The sequence below is a fragment of the Pseudomonas sp. B10 genome, from assembly GCF_900156235.1.
Taxonomy (GTDB): domain Bacteria; phylum Pseudomonadota; class Gammaproteobacteria; order Pseudomonadales; family Pseudomonadaceae; genus Aquipseudomonas; species Aquipseudomonas siliginis.
On sequence record NZ_LT707063.1, the window covers coordinates 4,005,835 to 4,028,174 of the forward strand.

Below are 22,340 nucleotides of genomic sequence, written 5' to 3' on the forward strand. Positions count from 1 at the left end.
GGTCTCAAGCTGCCTGTTTTGCCGTGACGAATGCCGCAAGGCTGGCCACGTTGGTGAAATGGTTGCGGGTATCCTTGGCATCGGCGTCGATCTTGATGCCGTATTTTTTCTGGATCGCCAGGCCCAGTTCCAGCGCGTCCACGGAATCCAGGCCGAGGCCTTCGCCGAACAATGTCTGCTCGTCGCCGATGTCCTCGGGGCTGACGTCTTCGAGGCCGAGGGCATCGATGATCAGCAGTTTGATGTCACGCACCAGGCTAGCGGTGTTCAGTTCGCTCATCTGCGGCGAGCTCCTTAATGAAATAGTCATGCAAATAATCGTTGAGCTTGCGCGAGGCCTGCGGTGCGGGGCCTTGCGCGGCGAAGGTCTGTGGGTCTATATCGGCCCCCACGCGAAAACTGAAGTGCACGCGGCGATGGGGGATGCGATACCACGGCTCGGCTTTGGTCAGGGTGGTCGGGCTGACCTTGATGATCACCGGGGTAACGATTTTCGCACCGCGCAGGGCAATTGCCGCCGCCCCCCGATGAAAGGCCGGCGCCTGCCCCGGCTGGGTGCGCGTACCTTCGGGGAAAATGATCAGGGTCTGGCCGTCCTGCAATGACTGCGCGGCGGCGTCGAGCATGTCCATGCTGCCGTCGTTGCTGATGTACTCGGTGCGGCGCAGCGGGCCACGGGTGAACGGGTTTTCCCAGAGGGTTTTTTTCACCACGCAATTGGCGTGGCGCACCAGACCGATGAGAAACACCACATCGATCAGCGACGGGTGGTTGGCGATGATCATCTGCCCCGGGCGACCGAGGCGTTCGGCACCCTCGATGTCGTAAGTGAGCACGCCGGTGCGGGCCATGAAACGCACGAAAAACCAGAACAAGCGACTGACCGTACGCCGCGCGCGCAGGCGATGGACCCGCGCGTCACCGGGCAGGCAGCCGAGCAGCGGAAATACCAGAAGGCGCAGACACAGCCCGCCGAGCCCGAACAAGGCGAAGCTCGCAGCAGTGGCCAGCAGGCGCCAGTAGTAGGCGTCGCGGTGTTTGGCGGTCACGGGTTGCGATGCCAGGTCCATACACGATTTTTCCACGCATGTTGGCAGTCAGGTTGCTGGCCGAGCAGGGTTCGCAGCAGGTTGAGTGCGTGCGGCCAGTGCGCCTTTGACCGGGTTTCGGTGCTGCTGTTCAGGGTCAGCCGCCAGTCGGTACCGGGCGTGAGCAATAAACCCAGCGCGTAAGGGAACGGCACGTCATCGACCCACTGCGAGTAGGCCTCGGGCGGTTGCTCTTCGGTGATCACCAGCAGCACGGCCGGGGCGCCTTCATCAAGCAATGCGGCCGCTTCGAGCATGCCGTGTTCGAGGCCGTCGCCAGCAGCGGCGAGAGCGGTCATTTCGCTGGTTTCACCGCGCATGATCGACCACAGACCGATGATCGCGTTGTGCACCGAGAGGCTGAATTGGGTCGGCGACAATGGCTGTTCGGTGGCTAGATCGCGGAGGATTTCAAACGTGCGTGGGGTTTCGCCGTGCCGCGAGACGAACACCAGCGGCAGGTTGTCCCGGCCGTCGGCCAGCGGCCAGCCAACGCTGAAGGCCATCCGCGCCAGGCGGCTGAGGCGGCGGCGTTGCATGGCCGGCAGAAACGACACATCGGGCGCGGCATCACTGCTCTGCAGCACGACCGGTTGTCGGCTCCAGGCCTGCCAAGCGTCCACGCTGTCGAGCCCCGGGGCCCACGCGCGCCATTGGGCGATGTTGAAGTTGATCACGGACATTCATCCCGCCCCTGCGGGCTTTCGTTGACGCGTTGAGTCGCCAGCGCCGCAGCAGGCTTGGCTTGGCGCAGGGCGCCGGGTGGCGCGCATTATCCCGGTGCGACGGGTGTGTAGCAAATGTTGGTTACATTTTACCCAACAAAATGTACCGAGCGGTTCGCTGCATGGCTATCACTTGGCCATTATCCAGATTTGACGCGGCGTGTCTGTCAGGTGTCTCTGCGATGGCTGGCGGTTTTTTCCATGCCTGGGCGTCGATTTTTACACCGGACGACGTAGTCCATGTCCGTGAAGGTAGCGAAGCGCGGTCACCGCCAACTACACTCGGTCATTCTTTGATACACGGAGGTTTGGTCATGCGGCGCGTGGTGTTCAATCAGAAAGGTGGCGTGGGCAAATCCAGCATCGCCTGCAATCTGGCGGCGGTCAGCGCCAGCGAGGGTTATCGCACGTTGTTGGTCGACCTCGATGCCCAGGCCAATTCCACTCAGTATCTGACCGGGCTCACCGGCGATGACATTCCGATGGGCATCGCCGATTTCTTCAAACAGACCCTGTCCTCCGGGCCGTTCTCGAAAAAGAATCAGGCGGACATCTATGAAACGCCGTTCGACAACCTGCACATCATTACCGCCACCGCCGAGTTGGCCGACCTGCAGCCCAAGCTCGAGGCGAAACACAAGATCAACAAGCTGCGCAAGTTGCTGGACGAATTGTCCGAGGACTACGACCGGATCTATCTGGATACCCCGCCAGCACTGAATTTCTACGCGGTATCGGCGCTGATTGCCGCGGATCGCGTGTTGATCCCCTTTGACTGCGACAGCTTTTCACGTCAGGCCCTGTACGGCCTGATCGCCGAGATCGAAGAGTTGAAGGATGACCACAACGAAGGGTTGGAAGTCGAAGGCATCGTGGTCAATCAGTTTCAGGCGCGGGCCAGCCTGCCGCAGCAGATGCTCGATGAGTTGATCGCCGAAGGCTTGCCGGTACTGCCGGTGTACCTGAGCAGTTCGGTGCGCATGCGCGAGTCGCACCAGGCCAGCATGCCGCTGATCCACCTCGACCCACGGCACAAGCTGACGCAGCAGTTTGTGGAACTGCACAATCTGCTGGAAGACCACTGATTCCCCGACTCACACGCAAATCCTGTGGGAGCGAGCCTGCCCGCGAAGAGGCCGGCACATTCAACATCGGCGCTGAATGATCGACCGCCTTCGCGAGCAGGCTCGCTCCCACAGGGTGGTCTGTGTTGGGTCAGATGCCTTGGCTACGCAGCCACGCCATCAACTGCGGCAATGGCAACCCACCGCTCTGCCGCGCCACTTCCCTGCCGTTTTTAAACAGAATCAGACTCGGAATCGAGCGAATCCCCAACTGCGCCGACAACTGCTGGTTCGCTTCGCTGTCGAGCTTGGCCAGCCGGCACTTGCCCGCCAGCTGCGCCGCAGCCTGTTCGAACACCGGCGCAAACGACTTGCACGGCCCGCACCAGTCCGCCCAGACATCCACCAGTAACGGCAGATCGCCCTTGATCTGACTGGCGTAATCGCCTTGCTTGAGTTCGAAAGGCTTGCTCAGCAGTACCGCAGATTTGCAGCGTCCGCACTTGGGTTGATCGGCGAGACGCTCGGCTGGAATGCGGTTGACGCCGTTGCAGGAGGGGCAGGGGATGAGGAGTGGGGTGGTCATGATTGGTTCTCTGATAGGCAGTCTATAGAACTGATTTGGAGTCGATCTGCCAACTTATCAATGTCGCAACTGCTCACATTTTTCTCAAAACAGTTCCGGGATCGATGGCTAGTCTGAAGACCAATTCGGCGTTTTACGCTTGTCGTGAGGAGATCGCTTTGTTTTTATCTGCGTGCTACTTTTGTTGCACTAATCCAGGAATCGATGATTCCTATGCATCAAATCGGAGCGACATGATGTCCGTAACTTCCAAGATACGCCGCCAAGGCGGCGCTGCCGTCATTACGATTCCGCCCACGCTTTTAAAGTTGTTGCATCTGGAGGTTGGCGCACAGCTAGAGCTGAATGTGGTCGATGGCGAACTGATTGCTCGTCCAGCCGTAGCCGCTACGCGTAAGCGTTATAGTTTGTCAGAGCTACTCGAAGGCGCAGAAGAATTGCAGAAACTTAACGCCCAGACTAGCGAGACCCTTGAAGGTGATTCTGTCGGCCGGGAGCTGGGTTGATGGTGCGCCGACAGCCCCCTCAGCGGGGTGACGTTTACTGGATTGATCCAAACCCAGTGGCGGGGCGGGAGATGATGAACAGACATCGCTTTGTGGTGATCACGCCCAGAGAGATCAACGCATTGGGCGTGAGCATGACGGTGCCTGTTACTAGCGGTGGGAATTTCAGCCGGAATATGGGTTTGGCGGTCGCCATTACTGGCCACGAAACCAATGGTGTAGCGGTGTGTAATCAGGTTCGCAGTTTTGACATAGAACAACGGGTACGAGACGGCACGGCCAAATTCATCGAGCGACTGGATGACGTGACAATGTCTGACATCGTCGACCGTGTAATCAGTGCAATCGACCCGCTAAGCTGAAGCGCCTACGAAGAACAACTGATCTCCAAATGCTTGCCCCACTCCGGCGGTCGCTCGGCGTAACGTTCCATCCCCGGCTGCTCATCGAACGGTTTGCTCAACACCGCATGCAATCGGCGCACCTCGGAATAATCGCCTTGCTCGGCCGCATCGATGGCTTTTTGCGCAAGGTAATTGCGCAGGATGTACAGCGGATTGACCGCATGCATCCGTGCGCGGCGTTGTTCCTGATCGGCATTGCCGTCGCGGCCGACCCGGGCAACGTAGCGTTCGCCCCAGGCATCGAAACCTTTGATATCGACAAAATCGTCGCGCAGGCGGGCGATGGCCTGTTCGGCTGACTCTTCACCGAGGCGGCGGAAGAACAGCGTGTAGTCGACGCCGCTGTTCTGCATCAGTTGCAGCAGGTTTTCCAGCAGTTGCTGATCGTCGTCCTCGGCGGTGGTGAAGCCGAAGCGGCGGCGCATCAGGTCGAGGTAGTGCGCCTGGAACAGCGGCAGGTACAAGCCGAGGGTTTCACGCAGGGCCTCGACGCTGATGAACGGCGTCAGCGCCTGGGCGAGCGCGCTGAGGTTCCACTGGCCCACCGGCACCTGATTGCTGAACGAGTAGCGACCCTGATCATCGGAGTGATTGCAGATGAAATGCGCGTCGAAGTCATCAAGGAAGGCGAACGGGCCGAAGTCGAAGGTAATGCCGAGGATCGACATGTTGTCGGTGTTCATCACGCCGTGGCAGAAGCCGTAGGCCTGCCACTTGGCGATCAGTTCGGCGTTGCGCTCGACGATCTCGCGGAACATCGCCAGATACGGTTCCGGTTGCTCCAGGCATTCGGGGAAGTGCATCGCCAGCACGTGCTCGCCGAGCTGTTTCTGCTGCTCGGGGCGCTTGGTGTAGTAGAAGTATTCGAAATGGCCGAAGCGGATATGGCTCGGCGCCAGACGCAGCACCATCGCCGCGCGTTCCTGCTTTTCCCGCCAGACGGGCGTGTCGGAGCCAATCACGCAGGCGGCCCGCGAAGACGGGATGTTCAGCGCGTACAGCGCTTCGGAGGCGAGAAACTCGCGAATCGATGAGCGCAGCACCGCGCGGCCATCGCCCATGCGTGAAAACGGCGTCTGCCCGGCGCCTTTGAGGTGCAAGTCCCAATGCTCGCCAGCGTTGTTGTACACCTCGCCCAGCAGCAGGCCGCGCCCGTCACCCAGTTGCGGGGTATAACCGCCGAACTGATGGCCGGAATACACCATCGCCCGTGGCTCGGCGTCGGCCCACAGCTTGTGGCCGCCGAACAGCTGCGCGAATTCTTCGGTTTCGGCGCTGGCCGCATCGAGATCGAGCAAGGCCAGAGCGGCCGGGCTGGCGACCACCAGACGCGGATTGTCGATCGGTTCGGGCAGCACGTGCGCGGAGAACGCGTCGCCCAGGCGGGCAAAGCGGTTGTCGAAAGTCAGTTCGTCGAGGGCTTTCACGGGCCGGCTCCAGCAGAATGTCCGAGCATTCTGCTGGGACCATGTCGGTTAGTCGAGTTTGCTCGGTGGCGGTTCCGGCAACGGTTTCTGCCCGTCGACGATCGGCACGATGGTTTTGTTCTCGGGTTCCACAGGCACCATCTTGTATTCCTGGCCGTGCAGGTTCTTCAGGTAAACCTCCATCTGCCGGAACGAGATGTTGATGTGCTGCTTCTTGAACTCGCGATTGATGAAGCGGTTGACCTCATCCAGCACCGGGTTGCGGTCACCGAGATCGCGCACATGCATGCGCAGTTCGTGGTCGAGGGTGCTTTCGCCGAAGTTGAGGAAGTACACATGTGGCTCCGGTTCTTTGAGCACACGCGGGTTCTCCCGGGCCGCTTTGAGCAGCAGTTCCTTGACCAGGTCCAGATCCGAGCCGTAATCGACGCCCAGTTTCAGCGTGACGCGGGTGATGGTGTCGGTCAGCGACCAGTTGATCAGTTGCCCGGTGATGAACGTCTTGTTCGGGACAATGATGTCCTTGCGGTCGAAGTCGGTGATGGTTGTGGCGCGGATGCGGATCTTGCTCACCGTGCCCGAGAGGTTGCCGATGGTGATGGTGTCGCCGATCCGCACCGGGCGTTCGAAGAGGATCATGATGCCGGAGATGAAGTTGGCGAAGATCTCCTGCATACCGAAACCGAGGCCCACCGACAGCGCCGCCACCAGCCACTGCAACTTGTCCCAACTGACGCCGAGGGTCGACAGGGTGGTGACGAAACCGACGCCGGCAATTACGTAGGACAGCAGCGTGGTTGTCGCATAAGCGCTGCCCTGCGCCAGGTTGAGCTTGGACAGCACGAACACTTCGAGCAGACCGGGCAAGTTGCGCGCCAGCGCGAAGGTGATGCCGATGATGATCAGCGCGCCGAGCATGTCGCCGATGCTGATCGGCACCATGCTCATGTTGGCGCCAGTGCCGCTGGTGTATTCGTAGAGGGTGATGTTGTCCAGATACGAGAACACCGAAATCAGGTCCGACCAGACCCAGTACAGCGCCGCGATGAAACCGCCGAGCAGGGCCAGACGGATCAGGCGCAGGGACTGCTCGTTGACCTTTTCGATGTCCAGCGTCGGCTCTTCGATCACCGCTTCGCCGTCGCCGGCCTCTTTTGCCGCCTGCCGTTTGGCCAGCGCGCGCTGGTAAGCCAGGCGCCGCGCGGCAACGCTCAGGCCCCGTACGAAAGTGGCCTCGATCACCAGCCAGAACATCAGCAGGTACAGGGTGTTGATCAAGCGGTCGCTGAGTTTCAGTGCGGTGTAGTAGTAGCCGAAGCACACCGCGACAAACAGGGCGATCGGCAGCAGGGTGAACATCACCCCGACGGCTTTGCGGAACAGCGAGGCATTCTGGTGCGTCGGGCTGCTGATCAGCAGGCGACTGAGCAGCCATGCCATCAACGCATAGCAAGTCAGCACCACCGGCATGCCGAGCACGTCATCGGCCAGCGCCGCTGGTTGCAATTCGGCGACGGCCACCACGGCCACCAGCGCCATGACCACAAGGCCCAATCGACGTACCCAGCCCTGAAGGAACTCGACCTGCGGTTTTTCCCAGCGGAAGTGCAATTCCGCCACGCCACCCGGCGCGAGGATCCGGTACGCGGTGTAGAACACCAGCCAGGCCTGGCCCATCTGCAACAGCGCCGCGCCCATGTTGGCGTTCTGCCCGCGCGCGTCGATCTGCAAGGCCAGACCGCACAGCGCCAGACCCAGCGCCACCGGCATCGCCAACAGGATGTTGATCAGAATCGCCTGCGGCGTGTGCCACTGGCTGTCGCGCTTGAAGTGGCCGATGTCCTGGTGAACCTTGTTGAGTCGTCCGTACAGCGCCTTGCGGCGCCACAACAGGGCGCCGATCAGCAGCGCCAGAGGCAAGAACAGCAATGGCCGCTGGGTCAGGCCGTCAGCCAGTTCGCTCAGGCTCGATGCCCATGGCAAGGTATTGACCTGCCGCTCCAGGCGCTCGGGCACACCGCGCATCCATTCCACGTCCAGCGGCTTGTTGCTGGGGATCCAGAACATCTGTTCGTCGAGGGTCGCGCGCAGGCTTTGCGCGGTGCTCAGCAATTGCTTCTGGTTGAGCTGGAGGGTGATCGATTCGTTGAGCATCGCGCTCAACTCGCGGTTCAGCCGCTCGAGCAGATCAGCGCGGGTGTTGGCCAGATCGAGCAGGCTCTTGCGCAACTGCGGGGTAACCTGCTCCGGCGGCTGGGTGGCCAGCAAATTGTCGACGTAGGTCGCCGGATTGCTCAGTAGCTCCCGCTGTTGGCTGACATCGAACTGATACAGACGAATATCGGCAATCTGATCGGCGAGGTCGCGGTCGACCTTCAAGTGCGGCAGCGCCTGCTTCTGTTTGTAGAGGATTTTCGACAGCAGCAGGCTGCCCTTGAGCACGTTGATTTGCTCGTCCAGTGCCGAATCGCTCTGGGTCAGGGTGTCGAGTTGCTGTTTGGTCTGCAGGTTCTGCTGCGTGACTTCGTTGAGACGGTCGGTGCTCTTGAGCAAATAGTCGGAAAGCTTGAGGTTGGTTGCGCTCTCACTCGCCAGCAGGCTGCTGCCGCCGGCCTTCTGCGCCTCGATCGATTGCTGGGTAACGGTTTCCTGCGACTGCGCCAGACGCTTCTGGTTGATCAGGGTTTGCAGTTCCTGGATCTCGCGGTCGAGGCGGTCGGATTTCTCCGAAAGCAAGTCGTGCTGAGCATTGCCGAGATCCTGCAACTGGGTGTTGCCGGCCAGTTCCTGGCGGCGCAGCGGAATCAGCGCATTGAGTGCGGCCAGTTCGGCGTTCAACTGGTCGCGCTGTTCGGCGGTGACCGTTTTGCCCGTGTCCTTGCCGGATTTGAGGATGGTGTTGATCTGCTGGATGCGCGTCTGGCTGGCGGAAATCTCCGCCTGCGCGCGTTCGGGGCGAGTCTGCGCGGTGATGATCAGACTGTTGGCTTCGGCCAGGGCTTTTTGCAGATCGCTTTGCTGGGTCGAGCGGTCGGTAAGGATCTGCTCCAGTTGCTGGATCGACTCCTTCGGAAAACGCTGCGCGACCGGCACTGGCGCGGTGGCCTTGAGGCGGCTGAGTTCGCGGGTGTTTTCAATCGTCTGCTTCGGCGCGTTGGCCAGCTGACGCTTGAGATCGATCAGTTTCTGCTCGTAATCACGCTGGTTGTTCAGCTGATTGAGGGTGTTCTGCAGGACGGTCTGCAGGGTCTTCTTGTCGGCGTCCGGCAGTTTGCTGTCGGCCAGCTTGTCGAGGCTGGCCTGCACGGCATCGCTGGACGGTGGTTCGGCAGCATGCAGCGGGCCGACAACGAGACTGAGGCCCAGCAGGGCCGCGGCGAAAAAGGAGCGCAGGGTAGGCATAGAGACCGGTCAAGCAAGTGAGAGTGGAAGCAGTTTAGAGGAAGAGTCCGGGGCCCGGGCGACTTCCTTCGGGGAATCTGACGCCCACTTTGCCGATCTTGTTCCCGTCCATGACCGCCACCGTCCAGTGGGTGTTGTTCCACTCCACCTGGTCGCCGACGATGGGAGCACCCCCCACTTTTTGCGCAATGAACGCGCCCAGGGTCATGTCCGGATCGATGCCTTCGGCCGGCAAGCCATACAGCGCTGCAACCGCTTTAAGCTGGGCGTCTCCTTCGAGTACGAAGTCGCCGAAGAAGCGCAAATCGAGGCCACGTTGCGGCGCCTGGCTGAACAGTTTGCCGAGGGCCGACAAGTTGTGTTCATGGCCAATAACACACAGCAAATCATCGACTTCCAGCACCGTACTACCCGACGGATGGAGCAGTTGCTGACCACGAAACAGCGCCGCGATGCGTGTGCCTTCGGGCATTTTCAGCTCGCGCAGCGGCGAGCCGATGCACCATTTCTCCGCGCCGAGCTTGTAAACGAACAGTTCCCACTCGCTGGTGACGTGCACTTCCAGTGCCGCTCGGGATATCGGCGCGGGTTCTGGCGGAACGGTCACCTTGAGCAATTTGGCCACCCACGGCAGGCTCGTGCCCTGCACCAGCAACGAAACCAACACGATGAAGAACGCCAGATTGAAGTAGAGCTGCGCTTGCGGCAGCCCGGCCATCAGCGGGAACACCGCGAGAATGATCGGCACCGCGCCGCGCAGGCCGACCCAGGAAATAAAGGCTTTTTCGCGACCGTGGAAGGCCTTGAACGGCAGCAGACCGACCATCACCGACAGCGGCCGCGCGAACAGGATCATCCACAATGCCAGACCGAGGGCGGGCAGGGCGATCGGCAGCAGATCGTGGGGCGTGACCAGCAGGCCCAGCACCAGGAACATGCCGATCTGCGCCAGCCAGGCCATGCCGTCGAGCATGTGCAGAATGCCGTGGCGGCTACGCACCGGGCGGTTGCCGATCACCAGGCCGCACAGGTACACGGCGAGGAAACCACTGCCGTGCAAGGCGTTGGTCAGCGCGAACACCACCAGACCGCCAGCGATGATCAGAATCGGATAGAGCCCGGCCGCGAGATTGATGCGGTTGACCAGTTGCAGCATCACCCAGCCGCCGCCCAGACCGATCACACCACCGATGCCGAACTCGCGGATCAGGTGGGTCAGCAGACTCCAGTGCAGGCCGGTTTCGCCGCTGGCGAGCATGTCGATCAGGGTCACGGTGAGGAACACCGCCATCGGGTCGTTGCTGCCGGATTCGATTTCCAGACTGGCGCTGACCCGTTCGTTGAGGCCTTTACCGCCGAGCAGCGAGAACACCGCAGCGGCGTCGGTCGAACCGACGATGGCGCCGATCAGCAGGCCCTGAATCAGATTGAGGTCGAACAGCCACGCAGCGGCCATGCCGGTCAGCCCGGTGGTGATCAACACCCCGACCGTGGCCAGCGACAGCGCCGGCCATAACGCCACGCGGAAACTCGACACCCGCGTACGCAAGCCGCCGTCGAGCAGGATCACTGCAAGGGCGAGGTTGCCGACCAGATAGGCCGTCGGGTAGTTATCGAAGATGATCCCGCCACCATCGACCCCGGCAGCCATGCCGACCGCGAGAATGATGACCAGAATCGGAATGCCGAGACGTGAAGAAAGAGAACTGACAAGAATGCTTGCGCCTACCAGCAACGCGCCGATCAAGAACAGGCTGTTGATGGTCGTCGCATTCAAAGGCAGTACTCCAGAAGCGTAAAGACGAGGCACAAACTGACCATGCAGTCTGCGTGCCAGCGATTCTAACCTGTTGAAATGTGATGCTGTCAAAAAGCTTTTGTGCAGAATCGCCTTGCAGATGCGGCGAGTGATGACTGTGGCGAGGGGATTCATCCCCGTTCGGCGGCGCAGCCGTCGTAAAACCGCTGTACGCGGATCCTTAGAGGGAACCGCATACGCTGCTTTTGGGGCGGCTTCGCCACCCAACGGGGATAAATCCCCTCGCCACAGGGGAAGCTCCAGCGAGGTGTGTTACAGGCTGAACCGCCCAACCATGTTGTTCAGATCCAGCGCCAACCGCGACAGCTCATTGCTCGCCGCGCTGGTCTGATTGGCGCCGGTCGCCGACTGCACCGACAGATCGCGGATGTTGACCAGATTGCGATCGACTTCCCGCGCTACCTGCGCCTGCTCTTCGGCAGCGCTGGCGATAACCAGGTTGCGCTCGTTGATTTCGACGATGGCGCTGTTGATGGTGTCCAGCGACATCCCGGCGCCACGGGCGATGTTCAGCGTCGACTCGGCGCGCTCGGTGCTGTTGCGCATCGAATCCACGGCGTGTTCGGTGCCGCTCTGGATGCTGCCGATCATGCGTTCGATTTCGCTGGTCGACTGCTGGGTGCGATGGGCCAGGGCGCGCACTTCGTCGGCCACTACGGCGAAACCACGACCGGCCTCACCGGCACGGGCCGCTTCGATGGCTGCGTTCAATGCCAGCAGGTTGGTCTGGTCGGCGAGGCCACGGATCACGTCGAGCACCTTGCCGATGTCGCGGGATTCATTGGCCAGGTCGCCGATCAGCGAAGCGGTGCTCTGCACATCGGCGCTCATGCGTTCGATGGCGCTGACGGTTTCCTGAACCAGATCACGACCGTCGCCCGCCGAAGTGGTGGCGTTTTTCGAGGCTTCCGAAGTGCTGACCGCGTTGCGCGCGACTTCTTCGACGGCGCTGGTCATCTCGTTCACGGCAGTAGCCGCCTGCTCGATTTCGTTGTTCTGCTGGGTCAGGCCGCGAGCACTTTCATCGGTGACGCTGTTCAGCTCTTCCGCAGCAGACGCAAGCTGTGTGGCCGAACCGGAGATGCGCTGCAGGGTGTCGCGCAGCTTCGATTGCATCTTCGCCATCGCCGCCAGCAAGCGCCCGGCTTCATCTTCGCCATCGACATGGATCGGCTGGGTCAGGTTGCCTTCGGCGATGGTTTCCGCCGCCTCGAGTGCCTTGGAAATCGGCTTGGTAATGCTCACGGTCAGCAACCAGGCGAACAGTAGGGTCAGGCCGCTGGCGATCACCAGCAGGGTCACCACCAGATTGAACGACAGCGAATACTGATCCTTCGCGCCCTGGTCGGTTTCGGCGATCTGCTGGGTGTTGATCTCCAGCAAGCGCGCCAGCGCGGTGTTCACCGCTTCCGAATTGCTCAGCAAATCGCTGTTGAGCATCTGCCGCAACTCGTCGATCTGATTGTTGCGCGACAGGGTTTTCATGCGCTCTTCAAGCTGACGGTACTGCGCCAGCAATTGCACGTATTGATCGTACGCCGCACGTTCCTGCGGGCCTTCGATCAGTGGCTCATACGCGCGTTGCGCATCCGCGATCTGGCGGTTGCGCATGTCGAACAGTTCGATGGTTTTCTGCTGCACGTCGGGTTCGCGGTTGATCAGCAGGCGGTAAGAGAGCACGCGCAGGCGCAGGGTCAGTTGGGTGAATTCGTCCAGAGCCTTGATCGACGGCACGCTGGCGGTAGCGATGTCTTCGCCGGCCGCGCGGATCTTACTCATCTGGTTCAGCGCAAACACGCCGAGGATCAACATCAGGCCGCCGATCAGGGCGAAACCGGTGAACGCCCGTGGGGCGATATTCATATTGCGAAGGGACATGGGCGGATACCGAAAAGGGCCGCATCCATGCGGGCAGAAGCTGCTGTATGGGTGACTTATCGGTCATACGACTAAAGTCTTGAGGTGGTGTGCGTATTTGTCGCAGACAGGCTTGAGCGACGAAGTGCAGGAACCAGATCGACCAATCACAGTCTTTTAAACTCGCGAGAAGCTTCGCCACCCAGGAAAATCAAGGCCTTGCGCCGGTTTAACCCTGGCATCCGTGATGACTTTTCTTTATCGTACGCGCCCTTTGAAAAACGCTTGGAAGATCAAAATGTTGGAAGCATCCCTCAGCCAATTGGAACAGCTCGTCAGCGACCTGGTGCAACAGAACCAGACCTTGCTGCAGACCAACCAGACCCTGTCCACGGAACTGGCCCAGGCCAAGGATGAAAACGAAAACCTGCAACTGAACCTGATGGAGCAGGAAGAAAAACACGGCGCCACCGCCGCGCGCATCCAGGCGCTGGTTGATCGCGTCAACGCCGGTCCTGTCAGCGCATGAACCACGGCACAGCAGGGGTAAAAGTCATCTCCATTCTCGGCGAGGACTATTCGATCAAGGCACCGGCCGGGGAAGAACAGACCCTGCTGGACGCGGCGATGATGCTCAAGGCCGCGCTGGAAGACACCAAGCGCAAATACCCGACGCTGATCGGTGACCGTTTGCTGGTGCTGGCGGCAATGAATCTGTGCTCGCAGCAGATCGAAATGAAGAAGCAGCACAAAGAAGAACTCGAGCGTTATCAAGAGCAAGTCAGCGCCACGGTCGAGACGATTGCCAAGACCATCAGTCAGGGTTGATGAAGTTGCGCACAACCAAGGAATAGATTGTCGGTTGGGATGTATACAATCGGCACGGCTGTTGCAGTGTTTCGGCCACTTATTCCTTGGGGGTGCTCCATGCAGTGGTGGCGACGCAGTATTCAGTGGCAGTTGATTCTCGGCATGGGCGCGGCCCTGCTGATCAGCATCGTGATTGTGGTTGGCATTTATACCCTGGTGGTCAACCGCCTCGCCCAGAGCTATCTGGTCGAACAAGCGCTGCCGTCGAGCATTGAAGCGACGCGCAACGATATCGAACGCATCCTCGTGCAACCGCTCACCGCCGCCAAGGACATCGCCAGCAACACCATGGTGCGTGACTGGCTGGCGACAGGCGAGGACAGCAGCAAAACTGCGCTCTTCGCGCAGTATCTGGAAGGCATCCGCGCTGAACACAAAGCCTTTACCGCGTTGATCATCGGCACCGAATCCAATCATTACATCACCGAAAAAGGCCTCGATCGCACCCTCAGTCGCGCGAAACCGGCCGACGCCTGGTTCTATTCCTTTCTCGACAGCACTCAGCCGCGCACCCTCAATATCGACAACGACGGCGCCACTGGCGAGCTGGCCCTGTTCATCGATCTGAAGGTCGAGCAGGCCGGTAAAGTTGTCGGTGTCGCCGGGCTCGGGCTGAGCATGAAAGAGCTGTCGGAGCTGATCCACAACTTCAGTTTCGGCGAGCGCGGCAAGGTCTATCTCGTGCGCTCCGACGGTTTGATTCAGGTCCATCCTGAGGCGCAGTTCAGCGGCAAACGCACCTTGACCGAGCAGATCGGTGCCAATGCGGCACAAGCGCTGATGGGGCACAAGGATGCGGTCAACAGCAGCTTCCAGCGCGACGGTGAAGACTTCCTCGCCTTCAGCCTGCCGCTGCGCGATCTCGGCTGGACGCTGGTGGCCGAAGTGCCGCAGTCGCAGATCTACGCCGAAGCACGGAAAGCGATGTGGATGAGTGGCGGCATCGGTCTGGTGGTGGCGTTGGTTTGCCTGGCGTTGGTGGTGTGGCTGGCGCAGGGGCTGGTGCGACCGATTCGACAAGTAACACGGGCGCTGGTGGCCATCGGTAGCGGTGGTGGAGATTTGACTCACCGGTTAGATTCCAGCCGTGCCGATGAGCTGGGTGACCTCGCGCGCGGCTTCAACCGTTTCCTCGACAGCCAGCGCGCGATGATCGGCGAAGTGCTGACCACCAGCGAGCGCCTGCGCACGGCCGTAGGGCAAGTGGCGACGGTGGTGGACAACACCGCCGAGCGTTCGGGCCGGCAGCAGGAAATGACCGACATGGTAGCCACCGCCGTCCACGAAATGGGCCTGACCGTGCAGGAAATCGCGCAGAATGCTGGCAACGCCGCGCTTGCCTCGCAAACCGCGCGCGATGAGGCGTTGCAGGCACGGGAAGTGGTCGGTGGCTCGATCCGTCATATCGAAAGCATGTCCGATGAGATCGGCTTAGCGGCGGGCGCAGTGGGTGAGCTGGCGCAGCAAGTGGCGTCGATCGATTCGGTGCTGGCGGTGATTCGTGGCGTTTCCGAACAGACCAATCTGCTCGCACTCAACGCCGCCATCGAAGCCGCCCGCGCCGGCGATATGGGCCGTGGCTTCGCGGTGGTCGCCGATGAAGTGCGCACCCTCGCGCGCAGGACCCAGGCCTCGACCGACGAAATTCAACTGATGATCGGCAGCCTCAAGCAAGGCGCGGAAAACGCCGTGTCATCGATGCGCACCGGCCAGGCCGCGACGGGTACCGGGGTTGAGTCAAGCCAGCGCACCGGTGCATCGCTGACGGCAATCACCGGCCAAGTTGAGCGCATCAGCGATATGAACCATCAGGTGGCGACGGCAACCGAAGAGCAGTCGGCGGTGACTGAAGAGATCAACCGCAACGTGCAGGGGATTTCCGATCTGGCGCACGCGACGGCGGGGGAGGTCAGGGCTTGTCGCGAAGACTGCCAGATGTTGCAGAAGATGGCGGATGATCTGGCGCGGCAGATGGGTGGGTTCAAGTTGAGTTGAAGCTGTATCGCCTGAGCTGACGCCTTCGCGAGCAGGCTCGCTCCCACATTGGATTCGGCGTGTTCACGCATCCTGTGAACACCACCTGTCCTGTGGGAGCGAGCCTGCTCGCGAATGGTTTCAGTCGCAAAACAACTTGCAGATCAGAACCACTCCTCCCGCATCCCCAGACACGTATCATCCCGCGCCTCCAGCAAGTCCAGCTCATGCTGGCAACCTGGCACTTCCCATGTCAGGAAATACCGTGCCGCCTGCAACTTGCCCTTATAGAAGTCGACATCCGCCGAATTGCCTTTGGCCAGGCCTTCCTCGGCGCGGATCGCCTGCTCCAGCCAGCGCCAGCCGATCACTGCGTGGCCGAACACTTTCAGGTACAGCGCCGAGTTCGCCAGGCTGCTGTTGACCTTGCCTTGGGCCAGATCGGTGAGCAGGCCGATGGTAACGGTTTGCAGGCGGGCAACGAGTTTTTCCAGCGGTTCGCGCAGGGTGGTCAACGAATCGTATGCAGTGGCACGTTCGGCCGTGTTGGCGATCAATCGAATCAACTGCTTGAGACCGGCGCCACCGTTCTGCGCCAGTTTGCGCCCGAGCAAATCCAGCGACTGGATGCCGTGGGTGCCTTCGTGGATCGGATTCAAGCGGTTGTCGCGGTAGTACTGTTCCACCGGGTACTCACGGGTGTAGCCGTGGCCGCCAAGAATCTGGATCGCCAGTTCGTTGGCTTTGAGGCAGAACTCCGAAGGCCAGGATTTGACGATCGGCGTCAGCAGATCCAGCAGCTCATGAGCCTGTTTGCGTTCGGCTTCGGTTTCCAGCGTGGTGGTGTCATCGAACAACCGCGCGGCGTACAGGCCGAGGTCAAACGCACCTTCGACGTAGGATTTCTGCGTCAGCAGCATGCGTCTGACGTCCGCGTGCTGAATGATCGCCACCGGCGCAGTGGTCGGATCCTTGCTGTCCGGCACCCGGCCCTGCGGGCGCTCACGCGCATATTCCAGCGAATACAGGTAACCGGCATAGCCGAGCATCACCGCGCCCATGCCGACGCCGATTCGCGCTTCGTTCATCATCTGGAACATGTAGCTCAAACCATGGTGCGGTTTGCCCACCAGATAGCCGACGCACTCGCCGTTATCGCCGAAGTTCAGCGCCGTCGATGTGGTGCCGCGCCAGCCCATCTTGTGGAACAAGCCGGCGAGCAGCACGTCGTTGCGCTGGCCGAGGCTGCCGTCGTCGTTGACCAGAAACTTCGGCACGATAAACAGCGAAATACCTTTGACCCCCGGTGGGGCGTCCGGCAGCTTGGCAAGCACCATGTGCACGATGTTTTCCGACAGCGGGTGATCGCCGCCGGAAATGAAAATCTTGTTGCCCTTCAGGCGATAGGTGCCGTCGGATGCAGGCTCGGCGCGGGTACGAATGTCCGACAGCGATGAACCGGCATGGGGTTCGGTCAGGGCCATGGTGCCGAAGAAACGTCCGTCGATCATCGGTTGCAGGAAGCGCTGTTTCTGCTCTTCGCTGCCAAAGCTCTCGATCAGATTGGCCGCGCCCATGGTCAGGAACGGGTACGAGGTCGACGCTGCGTTGGCGGACTGAAAGTGCGCGAAGCAGGCCTGCGACAGCAGGGTCGGTAATTGCATGCCGCCCGCTTCAAAACTGCGTGCGGCGTTAAGAAATCCGGCTTCGAGAAAGGCATCCACCGCCGGTTTCACTTCGGGAATCAGAATGGCCTGGCCATCTTCATAGCGCGGCTCGTTTTCATCACCCTTACGGTTGTGCGGGGCGAAAAACTTTTCGGCGATATTGCGCGCGGTGCCGATGGCGGCGTCGAAGGTCTCGCGATTGTGCTCGGCAAAGCGCTCGCGCCGGGTCAGACCCTCGGCATCGAGGACTTCGTACAGCTCGAAAGCCAGATTGCGGGAACTGAGCAGCGTCTCGGACATGGCGGCTTACCTGGAAATTGGGTTGGGCCGAGTCTAGGCGTGCTGATAAAGACTGAACAGGATGATTGATAAGCGTGATGTTGAAGCCGCGCGCGGACTTAACAAACACCCCAAAACACTGTGGGAGCTGGCTTGCCAGCGATGGCGGCAGTTCAGTCAACATTGATGGTTGACTGAAAAATCGCTATCGCTGGCAAGCCAGCTCCCACAGGGATTGTTGCTATGCCGGGCACCTATGCAGGTGCCCGGTTTATCGGGTTTAACCGATCGTCATCAAGCTGGCATTACCCCCCGCCGCAGCGGTGTTGACGCTCAATGCCCGTTCGATCACCAGACGCTCCAGGGCAATGTTGGTCTCGCCCTGGGACAGGCCCTGAACGCCAACGATTGCACCGCCACGCTGGGCGATCTGCTGGCAGACGCCGCGCAACTGGTCGGAGTGGCCGTGATGCAGCACGGCATCGAACACCACTTCGTCCTTGTTCCAGTCGGCAACGCGCTTGATCCGCGCCTGGACTTCCTTCGGCAGACGGGCGAGCAAGGCCTTGCTCAGCTCGGTTTCCGGCCACACCGCCGAACCGCCCACTGCCAGCACCGCCGCCAGTTGCGTCAGCAGATCACCTTCAACTTCTGCCAGGCACAGCACGTGTTCGCGCGGCAGGATCGCGTAGCTGTTTTTCTCGCCGGTCGGGCCAGCCAGCACGCGGGTGATGCCGCTCTGCGATTGCGCTGCGTATTGCCCGCACAGGGTGCTCAGATCGGCAAACTTGTTGTTGTCGGCCCAGGCTTTCAGCGCGTTCAACGATTGGCTCATGGCATCGCGCAAGCGCACGTCCGGGGCGACGATGGCGTCACCGCGAGCGAAGGATTGCTCGATGGCGTCGCTAGGACGCGTCGACAGCAAACGGTACAGATACAGCGGGCCGCCGGCTTTCGGGCCAGTACCCGACAGGCCTTCGCCGCCGAATGGCTGCACGCCGACCACGGCACCGACGATGTTGCGGTTGACGTAGACGTTACCGGCGTTGACGTTGTCGATCACCTTGGCGATGGTCTCGTCGATGCGCGTGTGCACGCCCAGCGTCAGGCCGTAACCGGAGGCGTTGATCTGGCCGATCAGTTGATCCAGCTCTTTGCGCTTGTAGCGCACCACGTGCAGTACCGGGCCGAAGATTTCGCGTTGCAGTTCGTCGAAGCTTTCCAGCTCGATCAGGGTCGGCATGACGAAGGTGCCGCGCTTGATCTCTTCGCTGTCGGCAATCGCCACCTGGTAAACATTGCGACCTTTATCGCGCATGCCCTGGATGTGCTTGTCGATGCCCGCCTTGGCTTCGGCGTCGATCACCGGGCCGATGTCCACGGACAGACGCTCGGGGTTGCCGAGACGGCTTTCGGCCATGGCACCTTTGAGCATTTCGATGACGCGATCGGCGGAATCTTCCTGCAGGCACAGCACGCGCAGTGCCGAGCAACGCTGGCCGGCGCTGTCGAAGGCCGACGACACCACGTCGATCACGACTTGTTCAGTCAGTGCCGAGGAATCGACGATCATCGCGTTCTGGCCACCGGTTTCGGCGATCAGCGGAATCGGACGGCCCTGGCTGTCGAGACGGCCAGCGATGTTGCGTTGCAGCAAGCGCGCGACTTCGGTGGAACCGGTGAACATCACGCCTTTGACGCGCTCGTCACCGACCAGGCCAGCGCCGACGGTTTCACCGCGACCCGGCAGCAGTTGCAGCACGCCTTCCGGAATGCCGGCTTCGAGCATCAGGCGCACGGCTTGAGCGGCGACCAGCGGAGTCTGCTCAGCCGGTTTGGCCAGTACCGGGTTACCGGCAGCCAATGCCGCAGCGACCTGGCCGCTGAAGATTGCCAGCGGGAAGTTCCACGGGCTGATGCACACCACCGGACCGAGTGGGCGGTGGGCGTCGTTGCTGAAATCGTTGCGCGCCTGCACTGCGTAATAACGCAGGAAGTCGACGGCTTCGCGCACTTCGGCGATGGCGTTGGCGAAAGTCTTGCCGGCTTCGCGAGCCAACAGGCCCATCAGTGGCTGGATCTCGCCTTCCATCAGGTCAGCGGCACGTTCCAAGATCGCCGCACGTTCGGCCGGCGGCGTGGCCTGCCAGATCGGCGCGGCGTTCAGCGCGCATTGAATGGCGTTGTCGACGTCTTCGACCGTAGCTTCTTGAACGTGACCGACCACATCGCGGTGATCGGACGGGTTCAGCACCGCGACCGGCGTTTCGTTGCTGGAGGCGCAACCGAGCATCGGCGCGGCTTTCCAGTCGTTGTGCGCGGTGGCGAGCAGGGCGCAGGACAGCGAGGCCAGACGATGTTCGTTGGCCATGTCGATGCCGCTCGAGTTGGCGCGCTCGGCACCGTACAGGTCACGCGGCAGCGGAATGCGCGGGTGCGGCAGGCCGAAACCGCCTTCCACGGTGGCCATCTGCTCGATCTGCGCCACCGGATCGGCCACCAGTTCCTGAATCGAAATCGACTGGTCGGCGATACGGTTGACGAACGAAGTGTTGGCACCGTTTTCCAGCAGACGACGCACGAGGTACGCCAGCAGGGTTTCGTGGGTGCCGACCGGTGCGTACACGCGGCATGGACGGTTCAGCTTGCCCTCGGAAACCTTGCCTACAACTTGTTCGTACAGCGGTTCGCCCATGCCGTGCAGGCACTGGAATTCGTACTGGCCCGGGTAATAGTTCTGACCGGCGATGTGGTAAATGGCCGACAGGGTGTGGGCGTTGTGCGTGGCGAACTGCGGGTAGATGACTTCCGGTACCGACAGCAGTTTGCGTGCGCACGCAATGTAGGAAACGTCGGTGTAAACCTTGCGGGTGTAGACCGGATAGCCTTCCAGACCTTCGACCTGGGCGCGCTTGATTTCGCTGTCCCAGTACGCGCCTTTTACCAGACGGATCATCAGGCGATGACGGCTGCGGCGGGCCAGATCGATCACGTAGTCGATCACGTACGGGCAACGCTTCTGGTAAGCCTGGATGACGAAACCGATGCCGTTCCAGCCGGTCAGTTGCGGCTCGAAGCACAGACGTTCGAGCAGATCCAGCGACAGCTCGAGGCGGTCGGCTTCTTCGGCGTCGATGTTCAGGCCGATGTCGTATTGCTTGGCCAGCAGGGTCAGCGACAGCAGGCGCGGGTACAGCTCGTCCATCACCCGCTCGTACTGCGCACGGCTGTAACGCGGGTGCAGTGCCGAGAGCTTGATGGAAATGCCCGGGCCTTCATAAATCCCACGGCCGTGGGATGCTTTGCCGATCGAGTGGATCGCTTGTTCGTACGACGCCAGGTATTTCTGCGCGTCGACTTCGGTGAGTGCCGCTTCACCGAGCATATCGTAGGAGTAACGGAAGCCCTTGGCTTCGAACTTGCTCGCATTGGCCAGTGCTTCGGCGATGGTTTCGCCGGTCACGAACTGCTCGCCCATCAGGCGCATGGCCATGTCGACGCCCTTGCGGATCATCGGCTCGCCGCTCTTGCCGATGATGCGGCTCAGCGACGAGGTCAGGCCGGCTTCGTTGTGGGTGGAGACCAGTTTGCCAGTCAGCAGCAGACCCCAGGTCGCAGCGTTGACGAACAGCGAAGGGCTGTTGCCCAGGTGCGGATGCCAGTTGCCGGTGCTGATCTTGTCGCGGATCAGCGCATCGCGGGTGCCTTTGTCCGGGATGCGCAGCAGCGCTTCGGCCAGGCACATCAGCGCCACGCCTTCCTGGGACGAAAGGGAAAATTCCTGCAGCAGGCCCTGAACAATACCGGCACGACCGCCGGCACTTTTCTGGTTACGCAGTTTTTCTGCGATGGTCGCCGCGAGCTTGTTGGTGGCCTCAGCCATCGGGGCCGGCAGGCGCGCCTGCTCGATCAGCATCGGCACTACTTCCGGCTCAGGGCGGCGGTAAGCAGCGGTGATCGAAGCGCGTAGCACCGACTGCGGCAGGATGCTTTCAGCGAATTCGAGGAAGCATTGGTGAGCGTGATCGGTCTGCACTTCGCCTGCGTCATCGGCGTCTTTGGCGGTCAAACCGTTCAACTCGGTCAGGGTTGCACCACCCTCGAGTTTTTCCAGGTAATTGAAAATTGCCTGCTTGATCAGCCAGTGCGGCGTGCGATCAATCGAAGTTGCGGCAGCCTTCAGGCACTCGCGGGTCGGGTCATCGAGTTTGACCCCAAGGGTGGTGGTAGCCATATTTTTGTCCTCATGGTTGCCACAGTTGCGTGGCATCAGCTGGCCGCAAGATTAGCCGTGCGCTGAGTGAGGTGCAACCGGGTGCAACCCTTTTTTTGCCGGAATAATACGCAGCTCGTCAGGAAATAATTTCTGGTACGAAAGTGCTGCTCCTGCTTGGTGCTTTTGCTTCTAGCGAAGGGCCATGACTGCCACAAAAGGGAGCAAAAACGGGGCGATCGTCGATTAATCCGACTGGGTGCAACTAATTCTCGCGAAACTGGTTGCACCTTATTTGCTTTGTTGCATAGCATTCGCCGCCAAGGTGCAACCGGGAATAACCCGGTGCATCGGCTGATGGCTTTCCTGGGGAAACATCAGTCTTAAATGCGCGGGATCCCGGATCGTCTGCCAAACGTCGTCGTTTGCGAGCGGTTCACCACCGCCGCTACATAAAAA

At 60.9% G+C, this 22,340-nt stretch carries 16 protein-coding genes and 2 pseudogenes; 7 read left to right on the top strand and 11 right to left on the bottom strand.

Annotated features, from left to right (window positions below; all coding sequences use genetic code 11):
• Window positions 1-4 precede the first annotated feature (4 nt).
• Genes BXA01_RS18210 through BXA01_RS18220 form a run of 3 tightly spaced genes read right to left on the bottom strand, consistent with a single transcriptional unit; the run spans window position 5 to window position 1,771 of the window.
• Window positions 5-280: a phosphopantetheine-binding protein gene (locus BXA01_RS18210; protein ID WP_076565272.1), complete on the bottom strand. Its 276-nt coding sequence runs from the start codon at window positions 278-280 to the stop codon at window positions 5-7.
• On the bottom strand, window positions 258-1,070 hold the full coding sequence (locus BXA01_RS18215; protein ID WP_076565273.1) for a lysophospholipid acyltransferase family protein: 813 nt from the start codon (window positions 1,068-1,070) through the stop codon (window positions 258-260). The genes BXA01_RS18210 and BXA01_RS18215 overlap by 23 nt, the downstream gene beginning before the upstream one ends.
• Window positions 1,046-1,771, bottom strand: a complete 726-nt coding sequence (locus tag BXA01_RS18220; RefSeq protein ID WP_041477598.1) for a beta-ketoacyl synthase chain length factor — start codon at window positions 1,769-1,771, stop codon at window positions 1,046-1,048. The genes BXA01_RS18215 and BXA01_RS18220 overlap by 25 nt, the downstream gene beginning before the upstream one ends.
• Before the next feature lie 356 nt (window positions 1,772-2,127).
• Here BXA01_RS18220 and BXA01_RS18225 point away from each other — a divergent pair, with 356 nt between their 5' ends.
• Window positions 2,128-2,898: a ParA family protein gene (locus BXA01_RS18225; protein ID WP_024011296.1), complete on the top strand. Its 771-nt coding sequence runs from the start codon at window positions 2,128-2,130 to the stop codon at window positions 2,896-2,898.
• A 130-nt stretch (window positions 2,899-3,028) separates the two neighbouring features.
• On the opposite strand, the gene trxC is transcribed toward BXA01_RS18225, so the two are convergent.
• Window positions 3,029-3,463 (bottom strand): thioredoxin TrxC, encoded by a 435-nt coding sequence (trxC, locus tag BXA01_RS18230; protein WP_076565275.1) that lies wholly within the window; start codon window positions 3,461-3,463, stop codon window positions 3,029-3,031.
• Window positions 3,464-3,699: 236 nt separating this feature from the next.
• Here trxC and BXA01_RS18235 point away from each other — a divergent pair, with 236 nt between their 5' ends.
• Both BXA01_RS18235 and BXA01_RS18240 read left to right on the top strand, forming a co-directional pair.
• On the top strand, window positions 3,700-3,969 hold the full coding sequence (locus BXA01_RS18235) for an AbrB/MazE/SpoVT family DNA-binding domain-containing protein (RefSeq protein ID WP_008077592.1): 270 nt from the start codon (window positions 3,700-3,702) through the stop codon (window positions 3,967-3,969).
• A complete protein-coding gene (locus BXA01_RS18240) occupies window positions 3,969-4,331 on the top strand; it encodes a type II toxin-antitoxin system PemK/MazF family toxin (protein WP_041477600.1) in 363 nt (120 codons plus the stop codon). The genes BXA01_RS18235 and BXA01_RS18240 overlap by 1 nt, the downstream gene beginning before the upstream one ends.
• Window positions 4,332-4,336: 5 nt before the next feature.
• Here BXA01_RS18240 and selO read toward each other — a convergent pair whose 3' ends face one another.
• The 5 genes and pseudogenes from selO to BXA01_RS27740 form a co-directional block, all read right to left on the bottom strand.
• Window positions 4,337-5,800 (bottom strand): protein adenylyltransferase SelO, encoded by a 1,464-nt coding sequence (selO, locus tag BXA01_RS18245; protein WP_076565276.1) that lies wholly within the window; start codon window positions 5,798-5,800, stop codon window positions 4,337-4,339.
• Window positions 5,801-5,848: 48 nt separating this feature from the next.
• Entirely contained in the window at window positions 5,849-9,202 is a 3,354-nt protein-coding gene (gene mscK / locus BXA01_RS18250; RefSeq protein WP_076565278.1) for a mechanosensitive channel MscK, read from the bottom strand.
• Window positions 9,203-9,236: 34 nt separating this feature from the next.
• Window positions 9,237-10,979 (bottom strand): potassium/proton antiporter, encoded by a 1,743-nt coding sequence (locus tag BXA01_RS18255; protein WP_041477603.1) that lies wholly within the window; start codon window positions 10,977-10,979, stop codon window positions 9,237-9,239.
• Window positions 10,980-11,273: 294 nt separating this feature from the next.
• Complete coding sequence (locus tag BXA01_RS27735) at window positions 11,274-12,146, bottom strand: methyl-accepting chemotaxis protein (protein WP_370695130.1); 873 nt, start codon at window positions 12,144-12,146, stop codon at window positions 11,274-11,276.
• Window positions 12,147-12,176: 30 nt separating this feature from the next.
• Window positions 12,177-12,899, bottom strand: a pseudogene (locus tag BXA01_RS27740) (MCP four helix bundle domain-containing protein); the annotation flags it as partial.
• Window positions 12,900-13,176: 277 nt separating this feature from the next.
• Between BXA01_RS27740 and BXA01_RS18265 the strand changes: the two are divergent.
• The 4 genes and pseudogenes from BXA01_RS18265 (at window position 13,177) to BXA01_RS27750 (ending at window position 15,743) form a co-directional block, all read left to right on the top strand.
• Window positions 13,177-13,407: a hypothetical protein gene (locus BXA01_RS18265; RefSeq protein ID WP_016772015.1), complete on the top strand. Its 231-nt coding sequence runs from the start codon at window positions 13,177-13,179 to the stop codon at window positions 13,405-13,407.
• Window positions 13,404-13,706, top strand: coding sequence for a cell division protein ZapA (locus tag BXA01_RS18270; RefSeq protein WP_039756738.1), 303 nt, complete (start codon window positions 13,404-13,406; stop codon window positions 13,704-13,706). Before BXA01_RS18265 ends, BXA01_RS18270 begins: the two co-directional genes overlap by 4 nt.
• Window positions 13,707-13,850: 144 nt before the next feature.
• Window positions 13,851-14,828: pseudogene (locus BXA01_RS27745) on the top strand (cache domain-containing protein); the annotation flags it as partial.
• A gap of 207 nt (window positions 14,829-15,035) precedes the next feature.
• Window positions 15,036-15,743: a methyl-accepting chemotaxis protein gene (locus BXA01_RS27750; RefSeq protein WP_442961918.1), complete on the top strand. Its 708-nt coding sequence runs from the start codon at window positions 15,036-15,038 to the stop codon at window positions 15,741-15,743.
• A 143-nt stretch (window positions 15,744-15,886) separates the two neighbouring features.
• Here the strand turns inward: BXA01_RS27750 and BXA01_RS18280 are convergent, their stop codons facing one another.
• Window positions 15,887-17,689 carry an acyl-CoA dehydrogenase gene (locus BXA01_RS18280; RefSeq protein ID WP_076565282.1) on the bottom strand — a complete coding sequence of 601 codons (1,803 nt, stop codon included), beginning with the start codon at window positions 17,687-17,689 and terminating at the stop codon, window positions 15,887-15,889.
• A gap of 259 nt (window positions 17,690-17,948) precedes the next feature.
• A complete protein-coding gene (putA, locus tag BXA01_RS18285) occupies window positions 17,949-21,902 on the bottom strand; it encodes a trifunctional transcriptional regulator/proline dehydrogenase/L-glutamate gamma-semialdehyde dehydrogenase (protein WP_076565284.1) in 3,954 nt (1,317 codons plus the stop codon).
• Between the last annotated feature and the right edge of the window lie 438 nt (window positions 21,903-22,340).